Consider the following 15,060-nt stretch of genomic DNA (forward strand, 5'->3'; position numbering starts at 1 on the left):
AAAGGCGGACACCATGCAATCGACTGTATCGAGTAAAAACGCACCGACGATCCTGCTCGTCGCGGCCTCGCGCGGCCTCGGGCTCGCGATGGCGGAGCAATTCCTGAGCAAGGGCTGGAGCGTCACGGGCACCGTGCGGGAAGGAGCGGGGCGCACGCGGCTGCACGACCTCGCCGACCGGTTCGACGGCCGGCTCGACATCGAGACGCTCGACATCTGCGAGCCGGCGCAACTGGCGGCGCTGCGCGAGCGGCTGTCGGGCCGGCGCTTCGACATGCTGTTCGTGAATGCGGGAACGACGAACGAGCCGACCGAAACGATCGGCGAAGTGACGACCGACGAGTTCGTGCGCGTGATGGTCACGAATGCGTTGGCGCCGATGCGCGTGATCGAGACGCTGCAGGATCGCGTGACCGCGGGCGGCCTGATCGGTGCGATGTCGTCGGGGCAGGGCAGCGTCGCGAACAACGTCAGCGGGATGCGCGAGGTTTATCGCGGCAGCAAGGCCGCACTGAACCAGTTCATGCGCAGCTTCGCGGCGCGTCAGGCCGATACGCGGCGTGCGATGGTGCTGATGGCACCCGGCTGGGTCCGCACGGAGCTGGGCGGGCCGGATGCGCGCCTGACGATCGAGGAAAGCGTGCCGAGCCTCGTCGACGTGCTGGTCGCCAAACGGGCGCGCCCGGGGCTCGAGTATCTCGACTATCTGGGGCGGACGGTGCCGTGGTGAAGCCGCGTTGCAAAGGATCGCCGTGCCCGGCGTCATGCCCGTGGCATAAGTTGTGTTCGCAACGATTTGGAAAAGGCGACGACACGCCGCTCGCTGCATCGCACAACCGGTCGCGCTTGACATAGGCGTGTAGCCCGCCGTAAATTGCGCAGGCAGATCTAGATAAGAGACTATCTGTAAGATGGTCTCTCCATGCGTCGATCGCATCTGCAATGTCGAGCCTCTTACAGAACAAATATACGGAGGCCGATTGTGCAAACGATCGCGGTCAAGCTTCATGGCATTGAAGACGTCATCTCCTTTCTCGACACTCGCCCCGGCATCGCGGGCAGGGCGGGGCTCGTCTGGTGGCTGTCGCTCGGCGGGCTGTTTCTCGACGCATTTTCCAACTCGGCATTGAGCGCCGGCCTCGGGCCGATGACGCGCGAATTGCATCTGTCGGCCGCGCAGGTCGCGTGGATGACGTCCTTCGCGTCGTGGGTCGCGATCGCGTTCAACCCGATCGGCGGTTGGATGGCCGACCGCTGGGGGCGCGTGCGGCCGCTGATCGCGGCGAAACTGCTGTCGGTGATCGGCGCGCTGCTGGTCGTATTCGCGCCGGATTTCAATACGATTCTCGCCGGCCGCTTCTTCGTCGGGATGGCATACGGAATCGACTTCGCGATCGCGATGGCGATGCTCGCGGAGTTCACGCCGGGCCGCCTGAAGAGCCGGCTCAATACCTGGCAGGGCATGTGGTACACGGCCGTCTGCCTGAACCTGCTGCTCGCGCTGTTGTTTCATGCATGGCAGGTCGGCGATTCGATCTGGCGCTACTCGGTGGCGGCTACCGCCGTGTTCGGCGTCGCAATCCTCGCGCTGCAATGCGCATTCCTCGTCGAAAGCCCGATCTGGCTCGCGCGCAAGGAGCGTCTCGACGACGCGGCGCGTGCGATGACGCGCATCTACGGGCACGCATTCGCCGCCGCGCCCGTGCATGAACGCACGCCCGTCGTGAATCCGGCCACGCGCGGCTTCGCGAACGTGCTGCTGATCTTTCGCGGTGTCTACCTGCCGCGCACGATCCTTGCCGCGACCGTGCAGATCGGCCAGTCGATCGAATACTTCGCGATCGGCTGGTATCTGCCGCTGATCAGCGCCGCATTGTTCGGTACCGATTTCGTCTACGCGACACTCGGCGCGCTGGTGTTCAACCTGTTCGGGATCGTCGGCGGCTTCTCGTCGTCGGCGGTCGGCCGCCGTGTCGGCCTGCGTCGCGCATCGGCGATCGGGTTCGCGGCGGTCTGCGCGATGCTGGTCGTGCTCGGGATGTTTCATGCGCGCATGCCGCTGTGGCTGTCGGTCGTCGTGCCGTCGCTGTTCATCCTGTTCCACTCGGCCGGCCCCGGCGCGAACGGAAAGAGCCTGTCGTCGTTGTCGTTTCGCGGCGAGTTGCGCGCAGGCGCAAACGGCATCGTCGGCGCGCTCGGCTCGATCGGCGCGGCGTTGGGCCTGCTGGTCTTTCCGCTGTTTCGCGCGCGCTACGGCCTCGAACATACGTTCCTGATCCTCGCGATGGTGCCGTGCGTCGCAAGCGTAATCTGCTTCGCGATCCGCTGGGACCCGACGCGCACGACGATCAATCCCGACAACGAACCCGACGCGCCGCACTTCGGCGGCGACGCACGCGCAACGTCGGCCTTCCTGAACCCCGCCATCGAGAAAACGCAACGATGACCGATTCCCGAAACGCCATTCTTGCCATCGACGAAGGCACCTCCGGCACGCGCGCCGCGATCGTCGACGCGAGCGGGCACGTATCGTGCCTCGAATACCTGCCGCTGTCGGTCGAGAGCCCGCGGCCGGGCGTCGTCGAACAGGACGCGAACGCGATCCTCGACAAGACGCTCGCGGTCTGCCGCGCGACGCTTGCGCGGGCGCGAGCAGAGCGTGTACGCATCGTCGCACTGGCGCTTGCGACGCAGCGCGCGACGGCCGTGCTGTGGGACACGCGGACCGGGCGCGCGCTCGTGCCCGCGATGGTCTGGCAGGACACGCGGCATGCAGCCGAGCTCGACCGTCTCGCCGCCGACTGGGACCGCTTGCTCGTGCCGCAGGTCGGCCGGCCGGCGGGCGTGCGTTCGCCGTACTTGTGGGCCGCGCACCAGATGCGCACGTCGCAGGCGGTCACCGACGCCCATCGCGCAGGATGCCTCGCGTTCGGCACGATCGACACGTGGCTGATGTGGCATCTGTCCGATGCGCGCGAATGCGTGACGACACCGACCCATGCGACCTCGGCGAGCGCGTATCTGCTCGGCGAGCATCGCTATTTCGAACCCTGGCTCGACGCGCTGGGCTTTCCGCGTGAACTGCTGCCCGCGTTGCGCGAAGACGCTGATGCGTTCGGCCGCACGCGCCGGGACGTGCTCGGCATCGACGTGCCGATCCTCGCGTGCGCAGGCGACCAGTTCGCGGGCGCGGTCGGGCTTGGCTGCGTCGAGCGCGGCCAGGCGATGTGCGTGCACGGCACCGGCAGCTTCGTCGACCTGCTGACCGGCACGGCGCGTCCGGACACCGGCTCGCACGTGCAACCCGGTCACGCGCACGACGGCACGCTTGCGATGACCGCACGGCGGCACGACGGCGTATCGCATTACTCGCTCGAAACCTTCGTTGCGACGACGGGTTCGGCACTGCGCTGGGTCTGCGAAAAGCTGCGCTGGTTCGACGATCCCGCGCAGATCAGCGCGCTGGCGGCCACTGTGCAGTCGTCGCGCGGCGTGACCTTCATCCCGGCGCTCACGGGCCTGCGCGTGCCGAGGATGGAGCCGAATGCACGCGCGTTGCTGTCGGGCATCTCGATCGCGACGACACAGGCCGAAGTCGCGTACGCGGTGCTCGAAGGCATCGCGCATTCGGTCGCATCGTGCATGGAGGCCAACCAGGCCGTCGCGCGGGCCGACGTATCGGAGCTGATCGTCGGCGGCGGGCTGGCAGGCAGCGACACGCTGCTCCAGATCCAGGCCGACGTGAGCGGCGTGCCGGTGCGCCGGATGCGCGAAGGCGATTGCGCGAGCCTGCGCGGCGCGGCGTTTCTCGCGGGCGCATCGGGGCTGCTGTGGGAATCGCTCGACGCGGCCTGCGCGACGCTCGTCACCGACGCCGTATTCGAACCCTCGACCGACGCAGACCGCCGGCAGCGCCGGCGCGCGGCGTGGCACGCGCGAATCGCGTCCGAGCTCGCGCACGCAACCGATTTCGCTCACGCGTAAGCACGGAGAACGACCAGCATGATGTTTTTGCCATCCAGAAAACCGAAGACGGATCGTGCCGGCATGACCGGCACCGAGCCGTTGCGCGTGAATCGCGACGAGCACCTGGCGCGACTCGAGACGGACGCGTTCGACGTGCTGATTGTCGGCGGCGGAGTGACGGGCGCGTACGCGGCGTTCGATGCGAGCCTGCGCGGGCTGCGCGTCGCGCTCGTCGAGAAGAGCGATTTCGCGTCGGGCACGTCGTCGAAATCGTCGAAGATGGTACACGGCGGGTTGCGCTATATCGAACAGGGCAATCTCGGGCTTGTGCGCCATTCACTCCTCGAACGGCAGCGATTGCGGCGCAACGCGCGCCATCTGGTGCAGCGGTTGCCGTTCCTGTTCCCGGTGATGGAGCGCGAAGGCGTATTTGACAAGCGTCTCGCGAAAGCTTTCGAAAGCCTGCTGTGGACCTACGACATCGCCGGCGGCTGGCGCGAGGGCATCCTGCATCAGAAGCTGACGAAGGCCGAGGTGCTGTCGCATTGCCCGACCTTCAACGAAACGTACCTGACGGGCGGCTTCATGTATTTCGACGCGCGCGTCGACGATGCGCGCCTGACGTTGAACCTCGTGCGCACGGCCGCGTTCCACGGCGCGGCGGTGGCGAACCACGCCCGCGTGGTCGAGCTGACACGCGACGGCCACGGCAAGGTCGATGGCGCGATCGTGCATGCCGACGGCCGCGAGCGGCGCGTGCGCGCGCGCGTGGTCGTGATGGCAACGGGCGTATGGCTGCGCGACTGGACCGGCGCCCGCAAGGGCGACACGTCCGCGCTGCAGGTGCGGCCCGCGAAGGGGGTGCACGTCGCGATCCCGTGGCTGAAGATCCGCAACGACTGCACGGTGACGATCCCCGTGCCGGGCCGCAACCGCCGCGCGACGATCACGCGCTGGGGCAACGTGTCGTATCTCGGCACGACCGACGAGGACTACGACGGCGATCTCGACGACGTGCACTGCACGCGCAAGGAGCTCGATTTCCTGCTCGAAGGCGCACGCTCCGCGCTGAAGGCCGACCTGAGCGCGGACGACGTGGTCGGCAGCATCGCCGGATGCCGGCCGCTCGTCGGGCCGCCGGGCGGCAAGACGATCGAGATGAAGCGCAACCACGAGATCCATGTCGCGCCGGACGGGCTCGTGACGATCGTCGGGGGCAAGCTGACGACGTCGCGGCACATGGCCGAGCAGACGATCGATACGGTCGGCAGGTTGCTCGGGCGCCGCACGCGCTGCCGCACCAAATCGGCTTACCTGCTCGGCGCGGCCGGCTACGACCCGCAGGCGATCGTCGCGTCGGGCGGACTCGCCGCGCATCTTGGCGAACGCTACGGCACCGAGGCGCGTTTCGTCGGCGATCTCGCAGACGAAACGCCGTCGCTGCTCGCGCCGATCGTCGAGGGGCTGCCATACAGCGAAGCGGAAGTGCTCTATGCGGTACGTCACGAATTCGCGCGCAGCGTCGACGACGTGCTGTCGCGCCGCACGCGCGCCCGATTGATGGCGCGCGACGCATCGGCGCGCGCGGCACCGCGGGTCGGCGCCATTCTCAAGGCGGAGCTCGGCTTGTCCGATGCGGCCGTCGCCAGCCAGGTGAGCGACTACGTCGCCGCCGTCGCACTCGAAAAAGCCATCCTCATGGGAGAAAACGGATGATCAGCAAGGAAGCCATCAAGCGCGGCTACAACCGCGGCAATTACGTCGTCGGTGCGCATACGCCGCCGCCTTATTCGCTGAACCTGCAGACGGCGGGCAGCACGTTCGCCGAAGCGGGCATGCAGCGCGCGCCGGTCGTGGTATCGCCGCAGCAAGTCGACGCGTTGCGCGCGGTGGCCGATGAAGTGCTCACGCAGCCAGCCGACGTCGTCGCTTGGACGCGCGACTGGTGGGCCGCGTCGATGGTCGCCGAGACGGGCGGCCGGCCCGCGACGCCGCATGCGGTCATCGTGCGCGTGTCGACGGTCGAGCAGGTGCAGGCCGTGATGCGCATCGCGCACGCGGCGACGATTCCGGTGACGGCGTCGGCCGGTCGCAGCAACGTGACGGGCGCGGCGCTGCCCGTGCGCGGCGGCATCGTGCTCGACGTGTGCGGGCTGAACCGGTTGATCGGTGTCGATACCGAGAGCCAGATCGTCGACGTCGAAGCCGGGATGTTCGGCGACGTGTTCGAGGAAACGCTGCAGCGCGAGCACGGGCTGACGATGGGGCACTGGCCGTCGTCGTTCGGGATCAGCACCGTCGGTGGCTGGATCGCCTGCCGCGGCGCGGGGCAACTGTCGACACGCTACGGCAAGATCGAGGACATGGTGTTCGGGATCGACGTGGTGCTCGCGGATGGCAGCCTAGTGACGCTCGGCGGGTATTCCCGCGCGGCGGTCGGCCCCGATCTGCAGCAGTTGTTCGTCGGCAGCGAAGGGACGCTCGGCATCATCGTGCGCGCGCGCCTTAAGCTGCACCGGCTGCCCGATTACGGCCGCGCGATCGCGTACGGTTTCGACACGTTCGCGGCCGGCCTTGACGCGTGCCGTGAGATCCTGCAGCGCGGCGCGAACCCGGCGGCACTGCGGCTCTACGACGAACTCGAGAGCGGCGTGCAGTTCGGTCTGCCCGACACGAACGTGCTGCTGATCGCCGACGAAGGCGCGCGCGAGATGGTCGACGCGGTGATGGCGATCGGCGCACGCGTCGGTGAGGAAGGCGGGCGCAAGCTCGACGGCGACGCGATCTTCGAGAAGTGGCTCGACACGCGCTACCTGACCGGCAAGAGCGCGGAAGGCTTCAAGCGCAGCCTGGGCTTCGTCGCCGATACGCTGGAGATGTGCGGCCGCTGGCGCGATCTCGCGGCGATCTACCGCGACGTGGTGGCCGCGCTGCAGGCCGTGCCGGGCACGCTGGCCGGCTCGGCGCACCAGTCGCATGCGTATGCGGACGGAGCGTGTCTGTATTTCTCGCTGCGCGGCGATGTCGCGGTGGCCGAACGGGGCGCGTGGTACCGTGCCGCCTGGGACGCAGCGAACGCGGTGCTGATCCAATACAATGCGACGTTGAGTCATCACCACGGCGTCGGGCTGCTGCGTTCGCCGTACATGCGTGATTCACTGGGCACGGCGTTTCCGGTGCTGCAGGCGGTGAAGCGCGCGCTCGATCCGAAGCACATCCTCAACCCCGGCAAGCTTAGTCTCGGCGACGAGACGGGCCCGCACGTCGACCGGTAAACGTCATGGACAAGTCGCTGGGCGCGCGTCTCGCCCGTCATCCCGTCATCGCGACGCTGTACGGCGCCGAGCAGGCCGACAGTTTCGTCGACAGCGCGGCCGAGGTCGGCATCGTCGCGAACGTCGACCTGCGCCGCCTGCAGGCGGTGGTCGCGGCGCTCGCCCGGGCCGGCAAGTTCGTGATCGTCAACATCGACAGCTGCGATGGGCTGTCGCAGGACAAGGGCGGCGTCGAGTATCTGGCCGATATCGGTGTCGCAAGCCTCGTGTCGACGCGCGTCGCGACGATCCAGCGCGCGAACCGCGCGGGGCTGATCACGATGCAGAAGGTGTTCGTGACCGACCGTTCGACATGGCCGCGCAGCATGAAGGCGATCGAGCAGAGCGATCCGAACCTCGTACAACTGATGCCCGCGCCGATGCTCGCGCACCTGAGCGAAGCCGACCGGCAGGCACTGCCGCCGATCGTTGCATCCGGCTTCGTCGGCAATGCGGACGACGTGCGCAGCGCGAGGCGGCACGGCGCGCTCGCGGTGTCGACGAGCGACAGCGCGTGGTGGAATTTCGACCCGTCGTCGTGACGGATTCCTGTTAAACACGGAGCGCAACATGAACGAACCCTACCTTCAGGTCATCGCGCATTTCTTCGCCAAACCGGGCAACGGCGACCGCGTGATCGAACTGCTCGCGGAACTCGCGCCGGCGACGCGTACCGAGCCGCAGAACCTCGACTACGCGTATTTCCGGTCGGCGGAGAACCCCGACCACATCGTGATCCTCGAACGCTACCGCTATGCGGACGGCCTCGACGTGCATCGGGATACGCCGCATTTCCAGCGGATCGGTGTCGGCGCGATCTTCCCGTTGCTCGATCGCCGCGACGTGTTGCGCTTCATGGTGCAGCCGGACACCGGCACGGCGACGTCGCCGGGAGGTGCCTGATGAACCCGTTTCAATTCCGCACCGTGCCGACGCAGGTCGTCGAATTCGGCGCCGCGCGCCGGCTCGGCGCGTTGTTGCGTGAACGCTTTCCGGCGCTTGTGCGGCTGTGCGTCGTCACCGATGCGTTCCTGCATCGCAGCGGCGTGCTCGCGCCGGCGCTGGAGAGCCTCGCCGCGCACGGCTGGCAGGTCACCGTGATCGACGACGTGATCGCCGATCCGCCCGAGCACGTGGTGCTCGACGCGACCGAGCGGGCCGTCGCGGCCGATGCGGAGATCGTGCTCGGCCTGGGCGGCGGATCGTCGATGGACGTCGCGAAGCTGATCGCGGTGCTCGTGCCCGGGCAGCAGGCGCTGGCCGACATGTACGGCGTCGACAAGGTCACGAGCGCGCGGCTGCCGCTCGTGCAGATGCCGACGACGGCCGGCACGGGCTCCGAAGTGACGGCCGTGTCGATCGTCACGGTCGGCGAGGCGCGCAAGATGGGCGTCGTGTCGCCACACCTGTTCGCGGATGTCGCGATCCTCGACGCCGAACTGACGCTCGGCCTGCCGCGCGCGGCGACGGCCGCGACGGGCATCGACGCGATGGTGCATGCGATCGAGGCCTACACGTCCGCGCGGCTGAAGAACCCGGTGTCCGACATGCTGGCCGTGCACGCGCTGACGCTGCTGTCGCGCAACCTGCTCGCGGCGTGCGACGACGGCCACGACCGCCACGCGCGTGAGGCGATGCTGGTCGGCGCGATGTTCGCGGGGCAGGCGTTCGCGAATGCGCCGGTCGCGGCCGTGCATGCGCTGGCCTATCCGGTCGGCGGGATCTTCCATGTGCCGCACGGGCTGTCGAATGCGCTCGTGCTGCCGCACGTGCTGCGTTTCAATGCACCGGCCGCCGCACCGCTGTATGCGGAACTCGCGGCGATCGTCGCGCCGTCGGCGACGGGCAGCGACGAAGCGCGTACGCACGCGCTGATCGGCGAGATCGACCGGCTGATCGCCGCGACGGGCATTCCGCGCACGCTGCGCGAGGTCGGTATCGGCGAGGCAGACTTGCCGAGGATGGCATCGGACGCGATGCTGCAGACGCGCTTGCTCGTGAACAATCCGCGCGAGGTGACGGAGGCCGATGCGCTGGAGATTTACCGGCAGGCGTGGTGACGAAGCGGGCGTGCGCGTCGCGCCGCCCGCCATGCATTCACGTCGCGATGCGTGCGCCGCCCGCCGCGCGGGCCGTGCCGCGACGCATGCGCATGCGAGCACAACGGCCACGAGCCCGCATCCGGCCCGCGGGCGTGACGAGCAATGCGTCGCGTTCGACGCTCACGTGAAGGAACCGGGGAAGTCGCGGCAGGCTTGACGGCGGCTGCCGTCGTCAGCGGGCAGGGCGGGCCAGCAGCGGCGGGATGTCCTGCTTCAGCACGTCGACGACGGCCCGCACGCGCGGCGGCAGCGGCCGCTGCGCGTGGACGAGCACGTTGAGCGCGAAGTCGGGAATCGCGTAGCGCGGCAGGAGCTCGACGAGCGTGCCGGCCGCGAGCGCGTCGGCGCAGGCCGGGTGCTGGACCACGCCGATGCCGCCGCCCGCCGCGATCGTGTCGAACATCGGCCGCCAGTGGCTCGTCGTCATGATCGTGCGGATGCGCGCGTATTCGAGCGGGCCGCCGTCGTGCTGCACGGGCAGCCGTTCGCTCGCGAAGACGCCTTTCACGCGGATGAACGGATGGTTGGCCAGATCGGCCGCCGTGTCGATCGGGTCGCACCGGTCGAGATACGACGGCGCGGCGACGAGCCGGCGGCCCACCGCGCCGACCGGGTGCGCGACGAATCCGCCGTCGCCGAGCTGTCCGACGCGGATCGAGATGTCGACGCCTTCCGTGACCGGATCGACGATGTCGTCGTTCAGGACCAGATCGATGTGCAGGCGCGGATACGCGGTGCGGACATGCATCAGCACGCCCGGCAGCACGACCTCGCCGAAGCATTGCGGCGCCGCGAGCCGGATCGTGCCGTCGAGCGCGGTTTCCGTCTTCGAGACCGATGCGACCGCATCGTCGGCCGCTTCGAGCAGCGCCTTGCTGCGGTCGTAGAAGATCCGGCCTTCTTCCGTGCACACGAGGGTGCGCGCACTGCGCATCAGGAGCCGTGTGCCGAGATGCTTCTCGAGCCGTTCGATGCGCTCGCTGACGGCCGGCTGGCCCATGTCGAGATCGCGCGCCGCGCCGGACATCGTGCCGCGCTCGACGACCCTGACGTAGATGCGCATCGTCGCCAGCAAATCCATGAAGTTGCGCCCCTTGTCCGGTTCCGGTTGATGCCGATCGACGGATGGTACCAAAGCACGGCTGACTGAAGGTGTGGAGCGCCCCGATACTGACCATCGGTTGCGCAAGCCGCGTGTGTTCGCCGGTGCGATGGGCGACAATCGGCTTCCGTGCGATCGACTGGAGACGATGACATGACGCGACAGGATGAAGCGGTGCGCACGCGCTGCGTCGCATGGCAGATCGTGCAGACCTGGCAGGCGGCCGAATGGTGCAGGCTCGTCGAGTCGCGAACGGGTATCGGCTTGTCGGGGGCGGTGTCGGGCGCGATCGACGGCGCGCCGTTTCGTGTCGATTACGCGGTCTCGTGCGGTGCAGACTGGCTCACGCGCGCGGCGCGCATCACGCAGTGGGGCGGCACGCAGCCGCCACGGCAGCGGGATGTCGCGTGCGACGCAGGGCGCTGGACGATCGACGGCGCCGACGTACCGGCGCTCGCGGGCGCGACCGATATCGATCTCGGTTTCAGCCCGTCGACGAACACGTTGCCGATCCGGCGGCTCGGGCTGGCCGTCGGCGAGGCGGCCGTGATCCATACCGCGTGGCTGCGCTTCCCCGAATTCGAGTTCGTGCGCGGCGAGCAGCGTTATACCCGCACGGCGGAGCACGTGTACCGCTATGAAAGCGGCACGTATGCGGCCGATATCGCGGTCGACGAAGCGGGTCTCGTCACCGACTACGACGAATGGCGGCGCATCGGCGCGGCCCCCGCGCGCTGACGCACGCGTGCCGCGCCGTGCGTCGGCGGCAGTGCATCAGCGTGCGCTGGCCACCGACAGCTTGCCGGGAATCAGCTTCAGCGCGCTGAATGCGTTGGCGATGTTCTGCTGATACGCGAGCGTCGCGTCGCTGATCGGCTGCACGCCATAACCGGCGCGCTTGAGCGCGACTTCGAGCGTCGGCGCGTCGAGGCCGACGAGCGGCGACAGTTGCGCGGCGACTTCCGCCACGTGGTCGCGTGCCCAGCGGTCGACCGCGTCGACTTCGTCGAGCAGCGCGCGCAGCACCTGCGGATGAGCGGCCGCGTATTTTCGTGCGGCGAGGTAGTACTGCGTATTGCGCACGAGCCCTTCACCGTTCGCGATCACGCGCGCGCCGATCTGCCGCTCGGCGGCGGCCAGGTACGGATCCCAGATCACCCACGCATCGACGTTGCGCTGCACGAACGCGGCACGCGCGTCGGCGGGCGTCAGGTAGATCGGCTGGATGTCGGCATACGTCAGGCCCGCGTGTTCGAGCGCCTTCACGAGCAGGTAGTGGACGTTCGAGCCTTTGTTGAACGCCACCTTCTTGCCGCGCAGCTGCGCGACGTTGCGGATCGGCGAATCGGGCAGCACGACGATTGCCTCGCCCTGCGGCGCGGGCGGCTCGTTGCCGATGTAGACGAAATCGACGCCGCCCGCCTGCGCGAAGATCGGTGGCGTCTCGCCGACCGTGCCGACGTCGATCGCGCCGGCGTTCAGGCCCTCGAGCAATTGCGGGCCGGCCGGAAATTCGAGCCATTGCACCGTGACGCCCTGGCTCGCGAGCCGTTTTTCCAGCGTGCCGCGTGCCTTGAGCACGACGAAGTTGCCGTATTTCTGGAAGCCGATGCGCAGCCGCGTGCCGCTGTCTTGGGCGTGCGCGGGCAGGCCGGCGAGCGGGCCGAGCGCGAGCCCGGCCAGCCCGGCGGCCGCGCCTTGCAGCCATTGGCGGCGCTGCGGGTTCGCCGGTGTCGGTTCAACGTCTGCGTGCGGTGTGTCGTTCATCGAGGCGTCCTGCGGGCGAAGGAGCGGGCCGCGCGCGAAAGGCGACGCGGTCGGCGCAGGGCGGGGCCGGATGCGGGCGCTGCACGCCACGGGCCGGCCCGCGCCGGACTCGTGACGATACGTCCGCCTGCGTTGGCGGCCAACCAACGAATGGGCATATGCAAATCAGCGGTGGACGCGTTGCGGGCGTTCGCTCCGGCGATCGGTGCAAAAACCCGCCGGGACGAGCCGGAACCCGCAGCGACGAACCAAAGCGCGGCCAAAACGCGGCCAAAACGCGGCCGGAACGGCGCGGCATGGCAGGCCGCCCCGGAAAAATTGCCGCCTCACACGCGTGGCCGCCCGGCGCGCGACGAGCCGCTGCCTGAACCGCTGCCGCGACGCTCAATCGGAGCCGGTCGGGCTTTCCTCGATCGAATCGACGCGATCCGGATAGAACGCGAGGTGCCCGCGGATCGCGTCGACGGCCGGATAGGGCGCCTCGTAGGTCCAGACGGCATTGACCGAGCGTTCGCCGCCGACCGGGATCGAGTAGTACGCGCAGTCGCCCTTGTACGGGCAGTAGGTCGCGTGATCGGTGCGCAGCAGCAGCGTCAGGTCGGCGTCCTCGCGCGGGATGTAGAGCACGGCCGGGTAGGCGGCTTCGCGCAGCGCCAGCGCGCGGCGCGTGTCCGCGACGATCCGGCCGGCCGCCTTGACCACGACCCGCCGCGGGTGCGATTCGATCGTGATCGGGTGATCGGGGCCCGGCGTCTTCACCGGGCGAGCAGGCGTATCGGGGCTGACAGGCATGGTGTGTCCTCCTGGAATCGGCGGCGCGACGGGATACGCGCCGGCGTTGGCCAGCCGATACGATGCGCCCATTTCGGCGAACCTGCACGGGGCCGGAAGAGGCGACGCGGGCCACGTGCCCGACGCTCGCACGGACATCCCCGTGCCGCGGCGGCGGGATGCCGATCCAGCGATAAGCAACGCGCAATTAATTGGTAAGCGATCGGCGGGCGACGCGCGAAGATCGGCCGTCGTCATTTGCATGACAGCCACCGATTCCGCCACCATGAAGACCTCTTTCGTTTCGCCCGCCGCGCCTCGCGTGCGGAAACCGCCGCGCGCCGCGACGGCCCTGCGCTGCATCGCGGCGTCGCTGCTGCTCGCCGGCGCGGCCACGCAGGCGCTGGCCGCGCCCGCCGGCAAGACGCTCGTGTATTGCACCGAAGGCAGCCCGGCCGGCTTCGATCCGGGCCAGCACACGACGAGCACCGATTTCGACGCGAGCACGTTCACGATCTACAACGGGCTCGTGCAGTTCAAGCGCGGCACGCTCGATCTCGAACCGTCACTCGCGACGAGCTGGGACGTGTCGCCCGACCAGCGCACGATCACGTTCCATTTGCGGCGCGGCGTGAAGTTCCAGACGACCGCGTGGTTCAAGCCGACGCGGCCGTTCCAGGCCGACGATGTCGTGTTCACGTTCCGCCGGATGCTCGATCGGGACGATCCGTTCCGCAAGGCCTATCCGGTCAGCTTCCCGTATTTCAGCGACCTCGGTTTCGACCGCAACATCGAGCGCATCGACAAGGTCGACGACTACACGGTGCGCTTCGTGCTGAAGACGCCCGACGTCGTGTTCGTGCGCAATCTCGCGATGGCGTTCGCGTCGATCCTGTCGGCCGAGTACGCGTCGCAGCTCGCGGCGCGTCACCGCGAGGCCGACATCAACCAGTTCCCGGTCGGCACGGGGCCGTTCCTGCTGCGCACGTACCAGAAGGACGCGCTGATCCGCTACGACGCGAATCCGGACTACTGGAAGCCGGACGACGTGAAGCTCGCCCGTCTCGTGTTCGCGATCACGCCCGATCCGGCCGCGCGCCTGCAGAAGCTGGTGTCCGGCGAATGCCAGGTGTCGGTGTTCCCGCGGCCGGCCGACCTCGACACGGTGCGGCGCGACCCGAAGCTGTCGTTGTTCTCGGGAATGGGTTTCAACGTCGGCTTCGTCGCGTACAACACGCAGCATGCGCCGCTCGATCGCGTCGACGTGCGGCGCGCGCTCGACATCGCGATCGACAAGTCGGCGATCGTGAAGACCGTGTTCAACGGCGACGCGAAGATCGCGACGAACCCGATGCCGCCCGCGCAATGGTCGTACAACCCGCGCCTGAAGGATGCGCCGCGCGATCCGGCGGCCGCGAAGGCGCTGCTCGCGCAGGCCGGTTTCCCGAACGGCTTCGACCTCACGCTGTGGGCGATGCCCGTGCAGCGCCCGTACAACCCGAATGCGCAGCTGATGGCGCAGTTGATCCAGCAGGACTGGGCGAAGATCGGCGTGCGCGCGAAGATCGTCAGCTACGAATGGGGCGAATACAACCGCCGCGCGAAGCTCGAAGGGCAGCACGACGCGATCCTGTACGGCTGGTCGGGCGACAACGGCGATCCCGACAACTGGCTCGGCACGCTGCTCGGTTGCGACGCGGTGCACGGCAGCAATCTCGCGAAATGGTGCAACCAGGATTTCGAACGGCTGGTGGACGCCGCGCGTTCCAATGCGGACGTCGCGAAACGCACGGCGCTGTACGAACAGGCGCAGGTCGTGTTCAAGGACCAGGTGCCGTTCACGCCGATCGCGACGTCGATCGTGTCGCTGCCCGTGTCCAAGCGCGTGCACGGGCTGACGTTCTCGCCGCTCGGCGGGCACCGTTTCGACGGGGTCTGGCTGGATTGACGGACGGGCCGCGCACACGCGCGGCCCGCGCATTCATCGGCGTGACGTGACGGAAGTGACGGAAAGGCCGGCGCGCCGCGGCACGCCGGC

At 68.5% G+C, this 15,060-nt stretch carries 13 protein-coding genes; 10 read left to right on the forward strand and 3 right to left on the reverse strand.

Going from position 1 to position 15,060, the window contains the following annotated elements; translation table 11 throughout:
- Positions 1–13: 13 nt before the first annotated feature.
- From ABIC51_RS17760 to ABIC51_RS17795, 8 genes are all read left to right on the forward strand, one after another.
- Positions 14–730 (forward strand): SDR family oxidoreductase, encoded by a 717-nt coding sequence (locus ABIC51_RS17760; protein WP_119338574.1) that lies wholly within the window; start codon positions 14–16, stop codon positions 728–730.
- Positions 731–982: 252 nt separating this feature from the next.
- The gene (locus tag ABIC51_RS17765; protein WP_175854915.1) at positions 983–2,446 is read left to right on the forward strand and encodes an MFS transporter; all 1,464 of its coding nucleotides are present in this window, start codon (positions 983–985) and stop codon (positions 2,444–2,446) included.
- On the forward strand, positions 2,443–3,984 hold the full coding sequence (locus ABIC51_RS17770; RefSeq protein ID WP_175898065.1) for an FGGY family carbohydrate kinase: 1,542 nt from the start codon (positions 2,443–2,445) through the stop codon (positions 3,982–3,984). The genes ABIC51_RS17765 and ABIC51_RS17770 overlap by 4 nt, the downstream gene beginning before the upstream one ends.
- Before the next feature lie 18 nt (positions 3,985–4,002).
- Positions 4,003–5,682 carry a glycerol-3-phosphate dehydrogenase/oxidase gene (locus ABIC51_RS17775; RefSeq protein ID WP_027791190.1) on the forward strand — a complete coding sequence of 560 codons (1,680 nt, stop codon included), beginning with the start codon at positions 4,003–4,005 and terminating at the stop codon, positions 5,680–5,682.
- Positions 5,679–7,241, forward strand: coding sequence for an FAD-binding oxidoreductase (locus tag ABIC51_RS17780; protein ID WP_354006572.1), 1,563 nt, complete (start codon positions 5,679–5,681; stop codon positions 7,239–7,241). Before ABIC51_RS17775 ends, ABIC51_RS17780 begins: the two co-directional genes overlap by 4 nt.
- 5 nt (positions 7,242–7,246) lie before the next feature.
- Positions 7,247–7,822, forward strand: a complete 576-nt coding sequence (locus ABIC51_RS17785; RefSeq protein WP_027791192.1) for a glycerol-3-phosphate responsive antiterminator — start codon at positions 7,247–7,249, stop codon at positions 7,820–7,822.
- Between the two features lie 28 nt (positions 7,823–7,850).
- Entirely contained in the window at positions 7,851–8,183 is a 333-nt protein-coding gene (locus ABIC51_RS17790) for a putative quinol monooxygenase (protein ID WP_027791193.1), read from the forward strand.
- Positions 8,183–9,340 carry an iron-containing alcohol dehydrogenase gene (locus ABIC51_RS17795; RefSeq protein ID WP_021162885.1) on the forward strand — a complete coding sequence of 386 codons (1,158 nt, stop codon included), beginning with the start codon at positions 8,183–8,185 and terminating at the stop codon, positions 9,338–9,340. The genes ABIC51_RS17790 and ABIC51_RS17795 overlap by 1 nt, the downstream gene beginning before the upstream one ends.
- A 214-nt stretch (positions 9,341–9,554) precedes the next feature.
- On the opposite strand, the gene ABIC51_RS17800 is transcribed toward ABIC51_RS17795, so the two are convergent.
- Positions 9,555–10,463 (reverse strand): LysR family transcriptional regulator, encoded by a 909-nt coding sequence (locus tag ABIC51_RS17800; RefSeq protein WP_226128849.1) that lies wholly within the window; start codon positions 10,461–10,463, stop codon positions 9,555–9,557.
- A gap of 174 nt (positions 10,464–10,637) precedes the next feature.
- Between ABIC51_RS17800 and ABIC51_RS17805 the strand changes: the two genes are divergently transcribed.
- A complete protein-coding gene (locus ABIC51_RS17805) occupies positions 10,638–11,222 on the forward strand; it encodes a putative glycolipid-binding domain-containing protein (protein ID WP_226128848.1) in 585 nt (194 codons plus the stop codon).
- A 36-nt stretch (positions 11,223–11,258) separates the two neighbouring features.
- On the opposite strand, the gene ABIC51_RS17810 is transcribed toward ABIC51_RS17805, so the two are convergent.
- Positions 11,259–12,251, reverse strand: coding sequence for a sulfonate ABC transporter substrate-binding protein (locus ABIC51_RS17810; protein ID WP_226128847.1), 993 nt, complete (start codon positions 12,249–12,251; stop codon positions 11,259–11,261).
- A 384-nt stretch (positions 12,252–12,635) separates the two neighbouring features.
- The gene (locus ABIC51_RS17815) at positions 12,636–13,043 is read right to left on the reverse strand and encodes a DUF427 domain-containing protein (protein WP_027791198.1); all 408 of its coding nucleotides are present in this window, start codon (positions 13,041–13,043) and stop codon (positions 12,636–12,638) included.
- A gap of 265 nt (positions 13,044–13,308) precedes the next feature.
- Between ABIC51_RS17815 and ABIC51_RS17820 the strand changes: the two genes are divergently transcribed.
- Complete coding sequence (locus ABIC51_RS17820; protein ID WP_059684287.1) at positions 13,309–14,970, forward strand: ABC transporter substrate-binding protein; 1,662 nt, start codon at positions 13,309–13,311, stop codon at positions 14,968–14,970.
- The last annotated feature ends 90 nt before the right edge of the window (positions 14,971–15,060 follow it).

Source organism: Burkholderia sp. 572 (genome assembly GCF_040545135.1).
GTDB classification, from domain to species: domain Bacteria; phylum Pseudomonadota; class Gammaproteobacteria; order Burkholderiales; family Burkholderiaceae; genus Burkholderia; species Burkholderia cepacia.

Excerpts from the sequence above, each read along its gene's own strand:
- ABIC51_RS17760 (WP_119338574.1), top strand. The coding sequence starts at position 14 with ATGCAATCGACTGTATCGAGTAAAAACGCACCGACGATCCTGCTCGTC.
- ABIC51_RS17770 (WP_175898065.1), top strand. The coding sequence starts at position 2,443 with ATGACCGATTCCCGAAACGCCATTCTTGCCATCGACGAAGGCACCTCC.
- ABIC51_RS17775 (WP_027791190.1), top strand. The coding sequence starts at position 4,003 with ATGATGTTTTTGCCATCCAGAAAACCGAAGACGGATCGTGCCGGCATG.
- ABIC51_RS17780 (WP_354006572.1), top strand. The coding sequence starts at position 5,679 with ATGATCAGCAAGGAAGCCATCAAGCGCGGCTACAACCGCGGCAATTAC.
- ABIC51_RS17785 (WP_027791192.1), top strand. The coding sequence starts at position 7,247 with ATGGACAAGTCGCTGGGCGCGCGTCTCGCCCGTCATCCCGTCATCGCG.
- ABIC51_RS17790 (WP_027791193.1), top strand. The coding sequence starts at position 7,851 with ATGAACGAACCCTACCTTCAGGTCATCGCGCATTTCTTCGCCAAACCG.
- ABIC51_RS17795 (WP_021162885.1), top strand. The coding sequence starts at position 8,183 with ATGAACCCGTTTCAATTCCGCACCGTGCCGACGCAGGTCGTCGAATTC.
- ABIC51_RS17800 (WP_226128849.1), bottom strand. The coding sequence starts at position 10,463 with ATGGATTTGCTGGCGACGATGCGCATCTACGTCAGGGTCGTCGAGCGC.
- ABIC51_RS17805 (WP_226128848.1), top strand. The coding sequence starts at position 10,638 with ATGACGCGACAGGATGAAGCGGTGCGCACGCGCTGCGTCGCATGGCAG.
- ABIC51_RS17810 (WP_226128847.1), bottom strand. The coding sequence starts at position 12,251 with ATGAACGACACACCGCACGCAGACGTTGAACCGACACCGGCGAACCCG.
- ABIC51_RS17815 (WP_027791198.1), bottom strand. The coding sequence starts at position 13,043 with ATGCCTGTCAGCCCCGATACGCCTGCTCGCCCGGTGAAGACGCCGGGC.
- ABIC51_RS17820 (WP_059684287.1), top strand. The coding sequence starts at position 13,309 with ATGAAGACCTCTTTCGTTTCGCCCGCCGCGCCTCGCGTGCGGAAACCG.